The organism is Sphingomonas sp. Sphisp66 (assembly GCF_047324325.1).
Lineage (GTDB): Bacteria > Pseudomonadota > Alphaproteobacteria > Sphingomonadales > Sphingomonadaceae > Sphingomonas.
Genome location: NZ_CP168508.1, coordinates 114891 through 132771 on the forward strand (window position 1 = coordinate 114891; position 17881 = coordinate 132771).

A 17881-nucleotide genomic window follows, 5' to 3' on the forward strand; every position below is an offset into this window, starting at 1 on the left:
GCTGCAAGGATGTGCAGGCGAAACCACTGCCGCGCACGGCTGGTCGCGCCAGGATACCGGACCGACCGATGCGTCGGGCAGCACAAGACCCCCTTCCGCGCGCACCGCGGAAGGGGGTTGAGAGAGTCTGGAGGTCAGTTTGCCGCCGCGCCTTCGCGCCGGGCGCGGGCAGTGGCGACCTGTTCCTGCCGTGCCGCCATGTCGAGCCAGGCGGCTTCGGCGCGCAGGCATCGGTCGCGGACATTCTCGAGCGTGGCGAGATCCGCTTCCGCCCTGCAACGGGCGGCCTGGGCGAGATAATCGGGCTGTGCCATGTGGCGCTGCTCCTGCCGGGAGGGGAGGAAAGGCGGCGCTCCGGCAAGCGGAGGCCGCCGGCCCGGCCTATTCCGCGGCGGAGAGGTTCGCCGCCGACGGGCGGCCGCGCTTGTCCTCTTCCAGGTCGTAGGTCACGCGCTGGTCCGGGTTGAGCGTCGACATGCCCGAGCGCTCGACGGCGCTGATATGGACGAAATGGTCCTGGGTGCCGCCGTCCGGCTTGATGAAGCCGAAGCCCTTGACGGCATCGAAGAACTTGACGGTGCCGGTATGGCTCATGGGAGATACTCCTTTGCGGCGCGCCCGGTGTAGGCGCGCTTCGCGCTGCAAGGGGCAGAAGGAGGGTCAAGGGAGCCGCTGGGCGCCGGAGGCCGTCAATGTGCGACTGAAGCGGGGTGCGTTGTGGACCCCGGGGTCCGGAAAGGCAAGGGCGGGGGCCGGAACGCCCCCGCAGCCACGCCGGTATTAGCCGAGAACCTCGATCGCCGCGGCGCGGGCCACGGCGCAATTGCGCGGGCTGGCGAGCGGGAAAAGCCGACGATGCGGCGGCACGAATGCCTGGAACGGGTTCTTGCTGGTACGGGTAATCTGGGTTTCGTGGATCTTGTCGAAAAAGTTCATGTGTTTCCTTGTTTATGGTTCTTGGCTCATCGCGCTGAGCGGGTGCACGGCCGGGACGGCGCGTGGCGCTCGCACAGGCGGATAAGCGGTGAAAAGGCGCTGCGGTTCCGCATCGCGGAAACGGTTCGCCGCACAAAAGCGGTGGGCGCCTGGAGACCATATAGCGAACATCGCCGGATTTTTCAAGCCGGGGCCAGATTCCTCCGATCCGGAGATGGCGCCGGGGCCCGCGCACCAAGCGGCTCGTTGCGCCACCAGAACCGCTTTCGCCACGGGATCGGATGCATCCCTTGCTGCCTGCAAGCCACGGAATCGATAGGGGAAAGCGCGAGCGGGGCGACTCTGGGAGAGACTCATGACGACCGCGAACACCGCATCCGCCGTGATCACCAACAACAGCAGCAGGACCTTCGTCTCGATCGGCCTGTCGCACAAATATAGCGACGTGTATTCGAGCCAGGCGAGCTGGGAGAACCTCGCCCCCGGCCAGACCACCAGCCCGGCGCTGAGCGTGGAGTACAATACCGGCTTCGGCACCACCGGCGAGGACTGGTGGTTCCTGCTCGCGGTCGATTCCGAGGGCAATGTCTGGAACACCGATCCCTCCAATGCCCGCTGGCTGTGGGACAAGACCGACTGGGGCATCGCCCATTTCGGCGACATCATCGCCACCGCGCTCGAGGTCGCCGGCCCCGAGACGCTGGGCGCGGGCGACATCGCCGGCGGGCTGGTCGACGTGCTGACCGCGGCGACCAACGACACCTCGGTCGAGGGGTACAAGGAGTTCCTGCTGCGCGACGAGGACGCGGGCGGCACGGTGACGATCACGCTGACCGAAGACACCATCCAGTTCAGCGCGCCGAGCGGCACCGCCGACACGCCGCTGGCGCTGGCCCAGGCGGCACCCAAGCCCGCCACCGCCTGACCCAAACCGGTCCGCGCCGTGGCCCCGGAGGTGGGTCATGGCGCGGATTGCTGGGGGAGCGCAGGGAGGGGCGCGGCGGCATCGGCCGGCGGGATGGCGAGCGCGGCGAACCAGCGGTCGCGCGCCTCGGCCTCGAAGGTGCGCCGCGCCTCGAGCTTGGCGCGCATCGACGCATCGACCGCTTCCTCCTCCTCCGGGCTGAGCTCGCGCTCATAATCCGGTTGGCCATATTCGCTCGCCTCGTCGCCGCGGAACCCGGCGGGCGGCGGGAAATGGGTGTGCCAGATACGCAGATTGTCGTCCCACCAGACCGGCTCGTCCTCGTCCTCCGCGCCCTGGGCAAAATCTTGAATCTCTTGAATCGCCATCGCGGGTGCGGGGGCGAGCGAGACCAGCCCGGCCGCCTCGGCGCGGAGCCATTGCTCGCCGCTCCAGGCCTGGCGCGCATCGGGATCGAGATCGTCGAGCGCGAGCGGCTCGGCGAGATCGGTATGGGTGCGCAGCCAGGTATCGGCGCGGGCGAGCGCGCGGATGGGGGCGAGATCGTCCTCGCCGGCCGGCTCGATCCGGCGGGCGAGGAACAGCCCGGCGCGGGCCGGACCGGCATCGCGCTCGATCAGCTCGAGGAACGGCTCGAACTCCTGCGCGACCAGCCGCGCGGCGGCATGGGTGGTCTCCCTCGCCGCCTTGTCGGCCATGCGATCGAGCCGGGCGAGCATCGCCATGCCGAGCCGGTTGTCGAAGCGGTGGCGCTCGACCTCGCTGCCGTCGGGGCGGGTGATCGTCTCGACCGTGCCGTGGAGCGCGCGCTCCATCAGCGTGTCGGCGAGGTGGTTGCGGGCATGGAGCGCCGCCGCCTGCCAGCCGATGCCGAACTGCGCGCCGCGGGCGGAGTGGCGAAAGGCATAGGCGGATTGCTGGGTGAGCCCGACCAGCCGGCACGCCTGGCCGACCGTGGCCCCGTCGGCTATCGCGCGCAGGAACCGCGCCTGGTTCGCGCCGGACCAGCCGGCGATCCGCTGGGAGGGGGACTTGGTGTACTCGTCCACCGCCAGCTCGACGACGTCGTCATCGCCGTACGGGGGGAGGAAGTTCTGGTGTGCGCTCATCGGGTGGTCCTCTCGAGTCGGTTTGAGGACCGGTTAGGTATGCTGGATTGGGGGCTGTAGGACAGCGGTTTGTTTATGGTTTGTTCCTGTGTGGGTGAGGGGATAGTCCGAAATGGTTTAATCGGTTGATTGTCTTCCCGTAACAACAAGCGCAGCGATCAGCTTGGCCGTGTGAAGGAACGGGTGATGTCATTACAAGATATACACCTCCGCAAACTGCTTAAGATCATGTATCTTGAAGGCGGAGCGAGGGTTACCGCACTACGAACCGATATTCGCGAGGAAATCGCTCGGGCGCAGGGCGGTGGTGATGGCGGCGGTGATTTCTATGGGCCGTTCTGGCGTGATGCCAAAGATCACGTTTTTGACGTAGCAGATCTTAGAGATCGTACCCAGGCGAGAATCGAGCGCTTACCCGGGCGTGCAAATCTCTACAACCAATTGCAAAATGGGTTCCTGCTCTGGTGGGATGAGCGCCGGCGCTGGACCAACGAACCGTTTGTGCCCGCAGCGAGTTTGAAAAATACGATCCGGCTGCCGAGCGTTGATGCATCGATTAAGATGGCTAACATCCTGTCAGTTCGCGACGGTCACGGCGAGGATCACTTTGTTTATCCCTATTGGTTCCCGCAGCCTCCCCTTAATGACGAGATGGCGCGCCTGGCACTCTGGGCGCTCGGGCGGGCATTTCCAAATGTGGCTTCCGAGGAGCTTCGCATTTTGGATATCATCAGGGGGCGAACGTTTTCGCTCGACCGTAGTCCATTGCAGGGAAATGAAGCCGCCATTTTTCAGCGGCGCTTCGATGCCACACTTGCGCAGTGGCGCGAGTTGAGGCGCGAATATCCGGACTAGTACTTGCCAGGTGCCTTATGCCTGTCGAGGATCGCCTGCATCTCCGCTATCACCTCTTCATGTGGGATGCACGGCGCGGTGGAGGCGAGCGCCTTCTCCACCTTGGCGCGAACCCAGGCATCATGCGCCGCCTCTTCCTCGGTCGAGGCGAATTCGGAGACGATGGGCGAGAGCTTTGCCATGGGGGGAATATAGCGCTGCCGGTGGGGCGGGGGAAGGCGCGGGCGGCGGGATGTGTCCGGAATGGAGAGAGTCAACTTGGCGGTGTGACTCAATGATTCTAACGAATAGATGCCAGCCGTCTTCAAAAGACTCGTTTGGCAATATCGCTGACAGAATTCATTCCGCCACGCCAATCACTTCCACTTTTTGGTAGGGAGAAAACATATCTGTCATCTTGCATGTATGTGAGCTTATAGTGCTTTCCATCATCTGAGATATCAAATCCGAGCTCCTTGAGCTTTTTAGGAATATCTCCGCTCATGGAGGTGTAATTTTTAAGGAGTTGCTTTAGAGTATCTCGACTATCTTTTAGGTGATTAGATTCTGGGATCTCAGAAGCTGCCGCATTTATGATGTCCTGCCTTCGGCTACCGCTCTGTGCATTTGCTGCAGCAAAAACAAGCGCATCTCGAATGACTTCGTCAAATTCGCCTTTACGAAGTTGCTGCTCTGAACGAATTTCCCAGCTCGTTGCATGATGGGTCGAGTTTTTAAATTCAAGTGACCTTATTCTGGATTTTAAGCGCTTAACCTCCTCTTCTGCCTCGGAAAGCTGCTTATCCTTTGCTTTGACTTCTGAGTCGAAGGCGGCCACATACTCGGAAACGTCTTCGGATCCCGAGTTTTTGAGCGTCTCGAAGACGGAACGCGCAAGGTCCGCTTCAGCCCTTGCCCAAGTGCATCTTGCCAGGGGGCGCCGATTAATAAGCGCAGATCTGATATCGGCGACAATCGCTTGGCGGATCGCTGCTTCGTTTGGAGTTAAGTCATTGATGTAGTATCGATATTTCTCGCCGTTGGGCCAGTAGACACCGATGCTGCCTCCATAGACATTCCTTGAGCCAACATCTCGTTGGATGCTCTTCGAAAAAGAGCGGCTGGGCTCAACGATTACATGGGCCATTCCACCGAGGGATTTGGCAAGAAGTTCAGATTTTATAACGCTTTGCCCAGAAAAGGGGCAGCTAACATATACGAGCGGGAGGTAGTTCTCGGCGTCGGCATTGAGCAGTCGGATAGCCATGCGCGTATCGAGTTCCGAGAAGTGATGGGCGGAATCCGAAACGTGCAGTTCATCATCTAGGCCGCCGCCCAGTTTTTCGATTAGGGTCCTGACAATGTACGGCTTTTTGGCCGGCGGAAGGGAAACTAAGGGACGAATGGCCTCCCGATCCGTACGAATGCCGATCCAGTCATCCTCGGGCGTTTTCGAATAGGTAACTTCGGTCACCCACTGGATGTCGCGGTCCAACGCCGAATACCTAAATGCAGCAATCTCATTCTGATTCTCTTTCGTGAGAATGGCTTCGAGACTTACTGAGCCACTGTCCACCTTCCAGCGGCCAGAATTAGGAATGGTGGAAAGATGCTCCGCGGTCAGTTTGGCGTGCGGCGAACCTGAAATCCAAGTACGAACGGCCTCAACAAACCTCTCAGAGGAGGTTTCACAAACCGGAAATTCAGTCGCAAATGAGAGCATCCGATTAGGTTAGAATTCAAACCTTTCGATGGTCAAGATTAACCTTAATGCTCTCAAGTGAGGCTTAGGCGTTCAGATTTCTCGCTGGGCGTGAATAGAATCTTACTCCGCCGCCACGCTCTCCCGAACCTTCCCCTTCCCCAGCAACGGCGCGAGATACTTCCCGGTAAAGCTCCGCGGTTCCTTCACCACCTCTTCCGGGGTGCCCTGGGCGACGATTTCGCCGCCCTTGACGCCGCCCTCCGGACCCAGATCCAAAATCCAGTCCGCGGTCTTGATGACGTCGAGATTGTGCTCGATCACCACCACGGTGTTGCCCTGCTCGACCAGTGCGTGGAGCACTTCGAGCAGCTTGCGGACGTCCTCGAAGTGGAGGCCCGTCGTGGGCTCGTCGAGGATGTAGAGCGTGTTGCCGGTGGCTCTGCGCGCCAGCTCCTTCGCCAGTTTCACGCGCTGCGCCTCGCCGCCCGAGAGCGTCGTCGCCTGCTGGCCGACCTTGACGTAGCCCAGGCCGACCTCGGCGAGCATCGCCATCTTGTCGCGGATCGGCGGGACTGCCTTGAAGAACTCGACCGCGTCCTCGACCGTCATGTCGAGCACGTCGGCGATGCTCTTGCCCTTGAACTTCACCTCGAGCGTCTCGCGGTTGTAGCGGGCGCCGTGGCAGACGTCGCAGGTGACATAGACGTCGGGCAGGAAGTGCATCTCGATCTTGAGCACGCCGTCGCCCTGGCACGCCTCGCAGCGGCCGCCCTTGACGTTGAAGCTGAAGCGGCCGGGCTTGTAGCCGCGCGCCTGCGCCTCGGGCAGACCGGCGAACCAGTCGCGGATGGAGGTGAAGGCGCCGGTATAGGTCGCCGGGTTCGAGCGCGGGGTGCGGCCGATCGGCGACTGATCGATGTCGATCACCTTGTCCAAATGCTGGAGGCCGGTGATCCGGTCATGCTTGCCGGCGAGCAGGCGCGCGCCGTTGAGCTGGCGCGCGGCGGCGGCGTAGAGCGTGTCGATCGTGAAGCTCGACTTGCCCGAGCCGGAGACGCCGGTGATGCAGGTGAAGGTGCCGAGCGGGATGCTCGCGGTGACGCCGCGCAGGTTGTTGGCGGTGGCGTTCTCGACCGTCAGCTTCTTGCCGGTGCCCTTGCGGCGCTTGGCCGGCACGGGGACCTCGCGGGTGCCGTTGAGATAGTCGGCGGTGACCGAGCCCTTGGCGGTGAGGATCTCGTCGAGCGTGCCGCGCGCGACGACTTCGCCGCCATGGACGCCGGCACCGGGGCCCATGTCGAGGATATAGTCGGCGGTGCGGATCGCGTCCTCGTCATGCTCGACGACGATCACGGTGTTGCCGAGGTCGCGCAGGCGGCGCAGCGTGGCGAGCAGCATGTCGTTGTCGCGCTGATGGAGACCGATGCTCGGCTCGTCGAGGACGTAGAGCACGCCCGACAGGCCGGAGCCGATCTGGCTGGCGAGGCGGATGCGCTGGCTCTCGCCGCCGGACAGGGTGCCCGAGGTGCGGTTGAGGTTGAGATAGTCGAGGCCGACATTGTTGAGGAAGCCGAGCCGCTCGTCGATCTCCTTGAGGATCGCGCGGGCGATCTCTTTCTGCTGCGGGGTGAGCGTGGCGGGGAGCTTCTCGAACCATGCGAGCGCGTCGACCACCGATAGGCGGGTGGCGTGGCTGATGTCCTCGCCGGCGATCTTGACCGCCAGCGCCTCGGGCTTGAGGCGGGCGCCGTCGCAGACTTCGCAGGGGTGGGCGGCCTGGTACTTGCTCAGCTCCTCGCGCATCCAGGCGGACTCGGTCTGCAGCATGCGGCGGTTGAGGTTGCCGATCACGCCCTCGAACGGCTTCTTCACGTCGTACGACTTCTTGCCGTCGACGAAGGTGAGGGTGACCGGCTTGCCGCCGGTGCCGTGGAGGATGATCAGCTGGACCTCGCCCGGCAGGTCGCGCCACGGCGTGTCGAGGCTGAAGCCGAACTCGCGGGCGAGCGAGCCCAGCACCTGCATGTAATAGGGCGAGGGCGGGTTGGACTTGGCCCAGGGCACGATCGCGCCCTTCTTGATCGTCAGGTCGTGGTTGGGGACGACGAGATCCTCGTCGAACACCAGCTTCTCGCCCAGGCCGTCACAGGCCGGGCAGGCGCCCTGGGGCGCGTTGAACGAGAAGAGGCGGGGCTCGATCTCGGGGATGGTGAAGCCGCTGACGGGGCAGGCGAACTTCTCGGAGAAGACGATGCGGTTGTCGGGGATGCCGGCGCCCTTGAGCTGGCCGCCGGTGGCGTTCTTCTTGAGCCCCTCCCCTTCAGGGGAGGGGTTGGGGTGGGGCATGCCTTCTGCAATGAACGCCTGGGGTGCCTCACGGACAGCCCCCACCCCCAACCCCTCCCCTGAAGGGGAGGGGCTTTGCAGGGCGGCGACCGTGGTGTCGACCAGGTCGACATAGGCCAGGCCCTCGGCGAGCTTGAGCGCGGTCTCGAAGCTTTCCGCCAGACGGGTGCCGATGCTGTCGGACACGACGAGGCGATCGACCACCACTTCGATGTCGTGCTTGTACTTCTTGTCGAGGGCGGGGGCTTCCTCGATCAGATAGGTCTCGCCGTCGATGCGGACGCGCTGGAAGCCGGCGCGTTGCCATTCGGCGAGCTCCTTCTTGTACTCGCCCTTGCGACCGCGGACGACGGGGGCGAGGAGGAGCAGGCGCGTGCCTTCGGGGAGCGCGAGGACGCGGTCGACCATCTGCGACACGGTCTGCGCGCTGATCGGCAGGCCGGTGACCGGGGAATAGGGCACGCCGACACGCGCCCAGAGCAGGCGCATATAGTCGTAGATCTCGGTGACCGTGGCGACCGTCGAGCGCGGATTGCGCGAGGTCGTCTTCTGCTCGATCGAGATGGCGGGGCTGAGGCCCTCGATATGATCGACATCGGGCTTCTGCATCAGCTCGAGGAACTGGCGTGCATAGGCCGAGAGCGACTCGACATAGCGGCGCTGCCCCTCGGCATAGATGGTGTCGAAGGCGAGGCTCGACTTGCCCGAGCCCGAAAGGCCGGTGATCACCGTGAGCGTGTCGCGCGGGATGTCGACATCCACGCCCTTGAGATTGTGCTCACGCGCGCCGCGGACGGAAATGGTGGTAAGTGCCATGCCGGAGGTTCTAGCTTTGTTCTGATTGGGTTTCTAGTGGGATGTAGGAACGCCCGGGCGGAAGCGCCAGTTGCGCGGGCTTTCGCATTGCGGCGACGGCTCGCCCCCTTTCCTTTCGCAAAGCTGCATGCACATTTCACACGCCGTTCAGCGGCGGAGGCGGAGATTTGCGGGATCATGCAGGAGGGAGCAGGGCGATGCGGTTCGAGAGGATGATCCGGCTTGCGATGCTGACCGGCGCGGCGCTGGCGCTGCCCGGGGCGGCGATGGCGGCAGGCGGGGCGGTGCCGGTGGCGGCGGGGCAGCAGTCCGCGGAGCAATCGGCGGAAGACTATGAGTGGATCGACCGGGCCGATGCGCTGTGGGACGCGATCGGCGACGCGCCGCCCGACTTCGCCTTCTCCTTCGAAGGCGCCGAGCCCTGGGCGTGGCAGACCGCCGACGGCTATACGATCATCGTCGAGGATGCCGGCACGGGCGGGATCCGCAGCTATTATTTCGCGCCGGGCGCGCGCGGGCCGTTCCTGGCGGTCGAGCCGGGGATGAGCTTCGGCTATGACGCCGGGCGGCTGGCGATGGTCTATGACGCCGATGGCGAGGCCGCGCCGCGCGCCGAGTTCGCCGATTATGACGATCCGGCCGAGGATCTGTACGACCGCGGCGTGCGGCTGCAGGACGCGCTGGCCGGGCGCGACTATCGCCCGGTCGATACCCAGGCGTGGATCGACGCCAGCCCCTATCTGTTCAGCTTCATCCAGGTCTGGGACGGCGGCTACAACCGCTATCCGGGCTGGGCGCGCTATCGGGCGCGGAGCGACGCGGCGGCATGGCGCCACCGCTTCGACGGCGAGCAGCGCCGTCGCCGCGAGATGGCCGAGCGCTTCCGCCGCTGGCGCGAGGGCGGCTTCCAGGGACCACCGCCGGGCCGCTTCCATCGCCCCGGCCGGTCGGGCCGGCCGGGGACGGGACGACCGCACCAGCCGGGCTGGGGCTGGTCGAACCAGCCGGGCGGTGGCCGTCCGAACTGGCCGGGGCGGCCTGGGCGACCCGGTGGTCCCGGGGCGCCGGGGAGCAATCCACCGCCGCGTCCGGGCGTGCCCGACGCTTCGCCTGATGGTCCGGCGGGTCCCAACCGGCCGCCGATGACACGGCCGTGGAACGGCAATCCCGATGGTCCGCGCCGGCCGGGGGCTGGGGCGGCGGGCGGCCGGGTGCGCCGGGAACGGCGCCCGGCACCGACACTCCCGCGACTCCGGGCACGCGCCCGCCGCGGCCGCGTCCCGATGGGAGTGGCGGCGGCTGGGGGCGGCCGAGACCGCCGGTGCCAGGTGCGGTCACGCCGACGCCTGGGCCTGTGCCGCCGGTGGTGACTCCGACGCCAGCGACTCCGCCCGCGACGGGCGAGGCGCCGCCGCCGCGCCCGGGCTGGTCGCGCCCGCCACGGCCCGAAGGCGGCTGGGGTCGCCCGCGTCCGCCGGTGACCGGGGAAGCGCCTGTGCGTCCGACCCGGCCGGAGGGGGCTGGAACCGCCCGACGCCGCCGGCGGGCACCCCCGCGCCGATGCCGACACGTCCGGTCCGGCCCGAAGGTGGGTGGCAGCGGCCGGTGCCGCCGGCCGCTACGGGCAATCCGGCGCCGCCGCGACCTTCGCGGCCTGAAGGCGGCTGGCAGCGTCCGACTCCGCCTGCGGCAAGCAGCCCGCCGCCACCGCGCCCGAGCTATACGCCGCCGGCGCCGCGCCCCAATTACACCCCGCCGCCACGGCCGAGCTATACCCCGCCCGCACCGCGCCCGGCCCCGCCGCCGCGCCCGCCCAAGATGAACCACGACATCGAATAGGCGGTGCGCCAACTAGATCGGCGCTCGAGCCTTGGGCGCAGAAGGATGAACCCCTCTCCCTTGATGATCCCATCAAGGGAGAGGGCTTTTGGGCTCAATGCCTAGACGGTACGGAAGGGCAGCAGCGCCTCGTAAAGGGCGAGCGGCGCGGCGCCAGGCAGGTCGGCGCCGCACCGGAGCAGGAAGGCGTGGCGGACGATCTCGGCCTGCTGCTCGATGCCATAGCGCGCGAACGGCCGGCCGGGCTCGAGCGCATAGCCATAGCGGCAAAAGGGATGGCGGCGGAGCGGCAGGAAGATGCCCGACTGGTGCTGCCAGACATGGACCAGTTCGTGGACGAACAGCCCCTGCAGCGCGAGCGGGGCGGTGGCGAAATCGTCGCGATAAAGGCCCGAGGCCGGGTTGAAATGGATCGTGCCGAGCGGCGCCATGGTGGTGTTGCGCGGCTGGAAGAACGCCCATTTGCGATTGGCGACCGCCGCGCGGGCGGGATCGAGCGCATCGCCGAACACGAAGCGGGCGAGCGCGGCTTCGCCTTGGGTGAGGGGGCGGGAGGCGGTCATGGATGGGATATGGGATGCCGGACCCGGATGGTCATCGGCGCGCGAAAGCAATGCATGGTGCGAATTGCTCCTTCATATTCGTGAAGTAATTCTGTAGAACGTCAAGGATATCGGGGTGGGGGAAGCGTGATGACATTGCGTGAAAGCCTCAAGATCCAACTATGGTCGGGAACATTCGCGGCAATTATCGGGGCTGTTGGCGCGATAACGGTTGCCATCCTCCAGAAGCCCTCTTGCCCGGCACAGCCAGGTTGCGATTTTATAGCCCAGATCATGCAGGGACCTGCGGAGAATGTGACTCCGGAGATGCGGAAAAAGGCAGTTGCGTGCGCGGGGTTGTCGAAATGAGCTGGTTCTTCGTCGGCCTGATGACGGCGGGCACCTATGTGGCCGTGCGTGCGTACCTGCTTCTTCACCTCCACAATCCCGAAGCGGAAATCGAGATAAGCAGCGGGCCTACCTTCGGCTGACGCCTGCCGGGCTTGTCATCCGCCCGCGCCTCCGCCAGATAGCGGGCTCCAGCATTCCCAGGGAGTTAGCCGCCATGCGCCAGGAAAAGACCATCGTTCGCCCGATCGTCTCGTTCTGCCCGCAGGTGCCTCATGTCCTTCGCAACCCTGGATATTCTTTCCGCCGCCACGCCTGAGGGCCGGCCGCTTTTCGACAATCTGACGCTGGCGCTGGGGCGGGAACGCACCGGGCTGGTCGGGCGCAACGGTTCGGGCAAGTCGACCCTGTTGCGGATCCTCGCGGGCGAAGCGGCGCCGGCGGGCGGGAGCCTGGTGCGCTCCGGCTCGGTGGGCGTGCTGCGCCAGGAATGGCCGGGCGAGTGGCGGGTCGACGAAGTGCTGGGCGTGCGCGCCGGGCTCGAGCGGCTGGCGCGGGTGCTGGCGGGCGAGGGCGACGAAGAGGATCTGGCCGAGGCCGACTGGACGCTGGAGGAGCGGGTGGTCGCGGCGCTGGCCGAGACCGGGCTGGAAGGCGTGGCGCTCGACCGGCGCGTGGCGACGCTGTCGGGCGGCGAGCGGACGCGGGTGGGCATCGCCCGGCTGCGGATCGACGCGCCCGACCTGCTGCTGCTCGACGAGCCGACCAACAATCTCGATGCCGAAGGGCGCGCGGCGGTGATGGCGCTGGTCGACGGGTGGCGCGGCGGCGTGCTGGTCGCCAGCCATGACCGGGCGCTGCTCGAGCATATGGACCGGATCGTCGAGCTGACCCCATTGGGCGCGCGGGTGTTCGGCGGGGGCTGGTCGGGCTTTGCGGAAGCGCGCGAGGCGGAGCGGGGGCGGGCGGCGGCCGAGGTCGAGCGGGCGGGCGATGCGCTGCGCGGGGCCGAGGCGGGGGCGCAGCGCGCGCAGGAGCGGCAGGCGCGGCGCGATCGGGCCGGGCGTGCCTATGCGGCGAGCGGATCGGCGCCGAAGATCCTGCTGGGGCGGCAGAAGGAGCGGGCGGAGAATTCCGCCGGGCGCGGCGCGGGCGTGGGCGAGCGGCTGGTCGGCGATGCCGAGGCGCGGCTGGCGGCGGCGCGCGAGGCGGTGGAGGTGATCACGCCGCTCACCATCGAGCTGTCGTCGACGGGATTGCCTGCCAATCGCCGGCTGCTGGCCTTCGAGGATGCGGCGCTGGTGCGCGGGGAGCGGGTGTTCGGGCCGTGGCGGTTCGAGATCACGGGGCCCGAGCGGGTGGCGGTGACCGGGCCCAATGGCGCGGGCAAGACCAGCCTGTTGCGGCTGGCGGCGGGGGAGCTGGCGCCGGACCGCGGCATGGTGCGGCGGGCCGAGGGGCGGGTGGCGATGCTCGACCAGCATGTCGGGCTGCTCTATGCGGACGCGACGGTGCTGGACAATTTCCGGCGGCTGCATCCCGGCGCCACCGAGCGCGAGGGATATGCGGCGTGCGCCCGCTTCGCCTTCCGCAACCGGGATGCGCTGAAGCTGGTGCGTGAGCTGAGCGGCGGCGAGCGGCTGCGTGCGGGGCTGGCCTGCGTGCTGGGCGGCGCGGTGGTGCCACAATTGCTGCTGCTCGACGAGCCGACCAATCATCTCGACATGGAATCGGTGGAGGTGCTCGAGGCGGCGCTGGCGGGCTATGATGGGGCGCTGCTGGTGGTGAGCCACGACCGGGCCTTTCTGGAGGCGATCGGGGTGGCGCGGGAAGTCGCGGTGGCGCGCTAGGCAACGGACTGTCCCGCATTCGAGGCATGTGACGTTTCTGTTACGACTATTCGATTGCCGGGGCACCCGACATGCCGCATAGCGCCCCATGACGACTCCCCCCGGCGACGGCGCCGCTCTCACCCGGATTCAGGCAAACTGGCTGGCGCGACACGAACGGCGCCTGCTGATCTGGCTCTGCTCGAAGATGCCGCCTTCGGTGACGCCCGACCGGTTGACTGCGCTCGGGATGGTCGGGGCGTTTCTGGTCTTTGCCGGCTATGTCGCGAGCAACCTCTCTACCGCCTGGCTGCTGCTGACTTTGGCCGGGTACGCGGTGCAGTGGTTCGGCGACTCGATGGACGGCAGCCTGGCGCGCTTCCGCAAGATCGAACGGCCCTCCTATGGCTATTTCATCGACCATAGCTGCGATGGCCTCGCCAATTTGATGATCGTTGCGGGGATCGGCCTGTCGCCCTTCGTGACGATGGACATCGCGATGGTCGCGCTGGCGGGATACCTGCTGATGTCGGTGCACGCCTTCCTGTCCGCCCGGGTGACCGGCGAGCTGCGGCTCTCCTATGTCGCCGCCGGGCCGACCGAGCTGCGGCTGATGCTGATCGCGATGACCGTGGCGATGCTGATCGTCGGGCCCGGCCGCGACCATATCGGGCCGGTGCCGGCGTTCGACACGTTCGTCGGCGCCATCGCGGCGATCCTGATCACGCTGTTCGTCGTGCAGACCGCGATCATCGGGCGGCGGCTGGCGGTGCTGGAGAAGCGGTGAACGTAGTCTCCTTCTCCCCTTGTGGGAGAAGGCCCGCTCGCGGAGCGAGTGGGAAGGATGAGGGGGCTTGAGTCTCACTCCCCCTCACCCTTCCGCCGACTGCGTCGGCTCCCTCCTGCATCGGGTAAACAGCGCCCCGCGCTGTTTAGGTCATGCCGGGGGCATGACCGACCCGATGCACCCACAAGGGGAGAGGGAATTACGCCAGCGGCGGCTCGCCGAGGCCCTCCTGGACCATGTCGATCTCGCGGACGCCGCGGTTGCGGCGGGCGGTGTTGACCAGTTCGCGGAGCTTCTCGCGGCGGACACGGGCTTGCGCCACGTCGCGGATCACCAGCGGGGCCTCGCGGGTGGTCTCGTCGGACGAGGCGATGCTGATCGTGCCGATGTCGGCCAGCTGGTTGATGATCGAGAAGTCGATGCGGACGTCCTTGACCCGGTAGAGCTCGACCTCGTCGATCGACTTCTGGAGGATGCCCTTGTGGAGGATCAGCCGGTCGTCGGTGATCTCATAGGCGATGCCAAGATTCTCGATCCATTTCAGGATCAGCACGACGATCGCGACAGCGAGCAGCAGCGGGGCGACCCAGGCGGCGCCGACCAGCGTGCCCTGCGCCAGGAAATAGAAGGTGCCGGCCAGCCCGAGCAGGAAGAGCAGGCAGGTGCCCCAGCCGGCGAGCGTGCCGATCAGCCAGCCGAGCGTGGAGGAACGGAAACGGTCCAGGACTTGCGGCATTCGGGCACTCCCCACGGCGATGTGCCGGGAGGATAGCGCGGATCGCCGCCGCGGCAACTCACGTCGTATATTTGTCGCAGGTCGAGCGGGTCGCGGCGGGCGAGGGATTGTAGAGCTGGGCGAAGTCGCGGCGGTCGCGCACGATGAACGAGGCGACGTAATGGAGCTTCACCGGCGCCATGAAGGTGGAGCCGAACAGCCGCTGATAATCGTAATTCACTTCGACGAAGATCAGCCCCGAGCCGCTGGGGGCGGTGACGACCGCGCCGGGATCGCCCATGCCGGTGACGGTGGTGCCGGCATTGGCCTTGGTCGCGTCGGTCCCCGCGCTGGCGCCGGTGGTGCCATAGCTCGAATCATAGCCGGTGCCGCTCTTCTGGCCGAAGCAGCGCTGCCAGTGGATGCGCATCACCGGGGCGGTGTCATAGCTCTGCTGGACATATTCGAGGCTCGACAGGATCACCCGGCCATTGGCGCCGATGCCGAGCGAGCTGCCCTGCAGGCGGGTGGCCTGGAGCGCGTTGTTGATGTCGATCTCGCGCAGCTGGACGGTCGAGGAGGAGCCGCTCATCAGGCCGAGGCGTGAGCCATTGTCGGCAAGGTTCGAGGCGAGCTGGCTGACGCGCAGATTGGCGATGGCGAGGTTCGCCGTCTCGACACCGTAGCAGCCGAGCACCAGCACCACGGGCAGCGCGAGCGCGAACTCGAGCATCGCAAGGCCCGAGCGGTCGGCGGCGAGGCGGCGGAGCCGGGCGGGGAGGGGCAGGTGCTTCATGTGCAGATCGTCGGCGGGGTGGGGATGTTCTGGGTGGCGTAGGGCTGGTTCATCAGCGTGGTGGTGGCGCTGAGCGTCGCGGTGCCCGGCCAGCCGAGCAGGCGCACCACGGGGAACAGTCGGGTATAGGTGACCGAGGCGGTGTAGACCGTCACGTCATTGGCGCCGCCCTGGCCCGAGCGGCCGGCATCGGCGTCCCATTGGCCGTTGCCGTTGATGTCGGTGTAGCACTCGCCGGCCTGGCGCGTGCCGTTGCCGTTGGTGTCGACGAAGGGCTCGGGCGCGACAGCGCTGAAGCTGGTGTAGCTGCGCCGCGCCGGATAGCCGTTGACATAGGCGGCGCTGCGCGCGACCGCCTGGACCTGGCCGAGCACCCGCGCGTCGATCGAGGCGGGTGTCGCGCCCTGGATGCCGCTGTCGCGCCCGGCCTTCTGCACCGCGCCGGTGAGCACCGACTGGACATAGGCCTGATAGCCGAGCTCGCACATGCCCATCATCAGGACGAGCATCACCGGCAGCACGATGGCGAATTCGACCACCGTCGCGCCGCGCCGGTCGCGGAGGAAGTGCCGCAGGGCGTGCCGGATCACTGCGATACCCGCAGCATCGCCACCTGCTTGGCGATCGAGGCGAAGGCAGTCGCCAGGCCCGAGCCGGTGGTGGTGGCGAGCGCCTGGTTGGTGGTGGTGGCGCAGGACTTCATCTCGGTCGTGGCGCTCGAATCGATCGTCACCGTCCAGACCTGGATGTTGCGCGCCTTGGCCGCGCTGCACTCGGCGAGGAAGCGGGCGTTGTGATAGGCCTTGAGGTTGTTGAAGTCGCCGCCGCTGACCCGGCGGTCATAATATTCGTTGCCGTACATGCCGTAGACGCCGGTGTTGGGCGCCATGTCGCCGTCGGTGAGGAACACGATCACGCGGTTCGGCGCCTGGCGCGACGGCCAGGCGGCGGTGTCGGTGCCGAAGATGCCGGTCGGCGAGATCATCCGGGTGCCCCAGATCATGCCGGTGTCGTGATAGGTGCCGCCGATCGGGCGGAAGTCGCTGGCGTTGACATAGTTCGACACCTGGGTGCGGGTCATCACCGCCAGCCGCGAGACCGGCTTGCCGCACGAGACATAGCCCGCCTGGAAATAGGGCGTCGTGCCGATGTTCGGATGGCTCGAGCTGTCGCCCGTCGAGGTCGCGCTGCTCGTGCTGCCGTAATTGTTGCGGGCGTAGAACAGCTCCGGCCACATCGGCTTCCACTGGGTGTCGATGTTCGAATTGGGCACCAGGTCCGGATCGAGATCGGGCGGCAGCGCAGACTGGCTGAAGCTCGACATGCCGGCGGTGGTGGCGCGCTCCTCGATGCAGCCGGTCCAGCGATTGGTGGCGCCGGTGGTCTTGCTCGGATCAGTGACCGCGCTGCCGCTCACGAAGTTGCGGACGTCGAAGCTCTGCTGCTGGTAGCGCCAGGTCGGCTGGCCGTTGCTGGTGCCGGTCTGGTAGCGCGATTCATAGTTCCACTGGCTGTTCGCGCTGCCCGTGCCGCCGACCATATAGGCCGGCGACAGCGAGACGATCGCCTTTCCGGCGTTCACCGTCGAAGTGTAGGTGACGAAGCCGTAGCGGATATGGGTGGAGGGGTCCGCCGCCGAAGCCATCGTGTCGTAGAAGCTCAGCACCGCCGAGCGCAGCGCCGCGATGCGCGAGCCGTTTTTCTCGGGAACATAATAGGCGGTGCTGCCGGGATAGCCGGCGACGCTGTCATTGCCGCTGCCCGAGCCGTCCGCCGGGCGGGAGTAGCTGGTGGTGCCGGCCGAGCCGACATAGTTGTTGCAGGTATTGTCGTCGTCGTTGGGCAGGCATGCCATCGAGCCGGTGGTGTCGAGCACGAAGATCACGTCAGTATCGGCGACGTCGTAGCTCGCCTCGCAGGTGACGGTGAGCGTCTGGCTGGGCACGCCGAACATCGACATGATCGTCATCGGCACCGTCGCGGTCGCGGTGCCGGCGACCTGGGCGTTCGAGGTTTTGCTGGGCGTGAAGGTGGCTGCGGTGGTCTTGAACCAGCCGGTGCGGAAATTATTGGCGAAGAAGGTCTGCGCCTGGGCGCTCGCGGTCGAATCGAGATTGGTGTTGCTGAGCGAGCTGTCGGTCATGAACTTGCGGCCGGCGAGCACGCCGGCGTCGCAGGCCTGCTGGAGCCGCGTCTTGACGACATAGAGGCGCGCCGCATCGACCGCGCAGCCGCAAAAGGCCGCGAGCGGGACCAGCATCGCCGCCATCATCGCGAGCGTGTTGCCGCGACGGTCCCGCGCGAGGCGGGTCATGAACCGCGATGATTCCCGATCTTGTTTCACGCGCGACCAC

18 protein-coding genes are annotated in these 17881 nt (G+C 66.5%); 6 read left to right on the forward strand and 12 right to left on the reverse strand.

Going from position 1 to position 17881, the window contains the following annotated elements:
• Positions 1-134: 134 nt before the first annotated feature.
• The 3 genes from ACEN8G_RS00525 to ACEN8G_RS00535 all read right to left on the reverse strand — a co-directional run bounded on the left by ACEN8G_RS00525 (position 135) and on the right by ACEN8G_RS00535 (position 936).
• Positions 135-314, reverse strand: coding sequence for a hypothetical protein (locus tag ACEN8G_RS00525; protein WP_413418537.1), 180 nt, complete (start codon positions 312-314; stop codon positions 135-137).
• A gap of 67 nt (positions 315-381) precedes the next feature.
• A complete protein-coding gene (locus ACEN8G_RS00530) occupies positions 382-594 on the reverse strand; it encodes a cold-shock protein (protein WP_307119712.1) in 213 nt (70 codons plus the stop codon).
• Positions 595-780: 186 nt separating this feature from the next.
• Complete coding sequence (locus tag ACEN8G_RS00535; protein WP_307119713.1) at positions 781-936, reverse strand: hypothetical protein; 156 nt, start codon at positions 934-936, stop codon at positions 781-783.
• 355 nt (positions 937-1291) lie between these two features.
• Between ACEN8G_RS00535 and ACEN8G_RS00540 the strand changes: the two genes are divergently transcribed.
• On the forward strand, positions 1292-1861 hold the full coding sequence (locus ACEN8G_RS00540) for a hypothetical protein (protein ID WP_413418535.1): 570 nt from the start codon (positions 1292-1294) through the stop codon (positions 1859-1861).
• A 35-nt stretch (positions 1862-1896) separates the two neighbouring features.
• Here the strand turns inward: ACEN8G_RS00540 and ACEN8G_RS00545 are convergent, their stop codons facing one another.
• Positions 1897-2970 (reverse strand): hypothetical protein, encoded by a 1074-nt coding sequence (locus ACEN8G_RS00545; protein WP_413418533.1) that lies wholly within the window; start codon positions 2968-2970, stop codon positions 1897-1899.
• 129 nt (positions 2971-3099) lie between these two features.
• Here ACEN8G_RS00545 and ACEN8G_RS00550 point away from each other — a divergent pair, with 129 nt between their 5' ends.
• A complete protein-coding gene (locus ACEN8G_RS00550; protein WP_413418531.1) occupies positions 3100-3825 on the forward strand; it encodes a hypothetical protein in 726 nt (241 codons plus the stop codon).
• On the opposite strand, the gene ACEN8G_RS00555 is transcribed toward ACEN8G_RS00550, so the two are convergent.
• The 3 genes from ACEN8G_RS00555 to uvrA form a co-directional block, all read right to left on the reverse strand.
• Positions 3822-4007: a stability determinant gene (locus tag ACEN8G_RS00555; RefSeq protein ID WP_413740710.1), complete on the reverse strand. Its 186-nt coding sequence runs from the start codon at positions 4005-4007 to the stop codon at positions 3822-3824. The genes ACEN8G_RS00550 and ACEN8G_RS00555 overlap by 4 nt on opposite strands.
• A 122-nt stretch (positions 4008-4129) precedes the next feature.
• Positions 4130-5527, reverse strand: a complete 1398-nt coding sequence (locus ACEN8G_RS00560) for a hypothetical protein (protein WP_413419197.1) — start codon at positions 5525-5527, stop codon at positions 4130-4132.
• A 102-nt stretch (positions 5528-5629) separates the two neighbouring features.
• Positions 5630-8671, reverse strand: a complete 3042-nt coding sequence (uvrA, locus tag ACEN8G_RS00565; protein WP_413740711.1) for an excinuclease ABC subunit UvrA — start codon at positions 8669-8671, stop codon at positions 5630-5632.
• Between the two features lie 197 nt (positions 8672-8868).
• Between uvrA and ACEN8G_RS00570 the strand changes: the two genes are divergently transcribed.
• Complete coding sequence (locus tag ACEN8G_RS00570) at positions 8869-10041, forward strand: hypothetical protein (protein ID WP_413740712.1); 1173 nt, start codon at positions 8869-8871, stop codon at positions 10039-10041.
• Between the two features lie 570 nt (positions 10042-10611).
• Here the strand turns inward: ACEN8G_RS00570 and ACEN8G_RS00575 are convergent.
• On the reverse strand, positions 10612-11073 hold the full coding sequence (locus tag ACEN8G_RS00575) for a vgr related protein (RefSeq protein WP_413419365.1): 462 nt from the start codon (positions 11071-11073) through the stop codon (positions 10612-10614).
• A 344-nt stretch (positions 11074-11417) separates the two neighbouring features.
• Here ACEN8G_RS00575 and ACEN8G_RS00580 point away from each other — a divergent pair, with 344 nt between their 5' ends.
• The 3 genes from ACEN8G_RS00580 to ACEN8G_RS00590 all read left to right on the forward strand — a co-directional run bounded on the left by ACEN8G_RS00580 (position 11418) and on the right by ACEN8G_RS00590 (position 14016).
• Positions 11418-11543 (forward strand): hypothetical protein, encoded by a 126-nt coding sequence (locus ACEN8G_RS00580; protein WP_413419363.1) that lies wholly within the window; start codon positions 11418-11420, stop codon positions 11541-11543.
• 132 nt (positions 11544-11675) lie between these two features.
• Complete coding sequence (locus tag ACEN8G_RS00585) at positions 11676-13250, forward strand: ABC-F family ATP-binding cassette domain-containing protein (protein ID WP_413740713.1); 1575 nt, start codon at positions 11676-11678, stop codon at positions 13248-13250.
• An 88-nt stretch (positions 13251-13338) separates the two neighbouring features.
• Entirely contained in the window at positions 13339-14016 is a 678-nt protein-coding gene (locus ACEN8G_RS00590; protein WP_413417980.1) for a CDP-alcohol phosphatidyltransferase family protein, read from the forward strand.
• 199 nt (positions 14017-14215) lie between these two features.
• Here the strand turns inward: ACEN8G_RS00590 and ACEN8G_RS00595 are convergent, their stop codons facing one another.
• From ACEN8G_RS00595 to ACEN8G_RS00610, 4 genes are read right to left on the reverse strand one after another with little or no spacing between them, the layout of a single operon-like run.
• A complete protein-coding gene (locus ACEN8G_RS00595; protein WP_413417982.1) occupies positions 14216-14752 on the reverse strand; it encodes a PH domain-containing protein in 537 nt (178 codons plus the stop codon).
• 58 nt (positions 14753-14810) lie between these two features.
• On the reverse strand, positions 14811-15527 hold the full coding sequence (locus tag ACEN8G_RS00600; RefSeq protein WP_413417984.1) for a TadE/TadG family type IV pilus assembly protein: 717 nt from the start codon (positions 15525-15527) through the stop codon (positions 14811-14813).
• On the reverse strand, positions 15524-16117 hold the full coding sequence (locus ACEN8G_RS00605) for a TadE/TadG family type IV pilus assembly protein (protein WP_413417986.1): 594 nt from the start codon (positions 16115-16117) through the stop codon (positions 15524-15526). The genes ACEN8G_RS00600 and ACEN8G_RS00605 overlap by 4 nt, the downstream gene beginning before the upstream one ends.
• The gene (locus ACEN8G_RS00610; RefSeq protein WP_413417988.1) at positions 16114-17841 is read right to left on the reverse strand and encodes a pilus assembly protein TadG-related protein; all 1728 of its coding nucleotides are present in this window, start codon (positions 17839-17841) and stop codon (positions 16114-16116) included. The genes ACEN8G_RS00605 and ACEN8G_RS00610 overlap by 4 nt, the downstream gene beginning before the upstream one ends.
• Between the last annotated feature and the right edge of the window lie 40 nt (positions 17842-17881).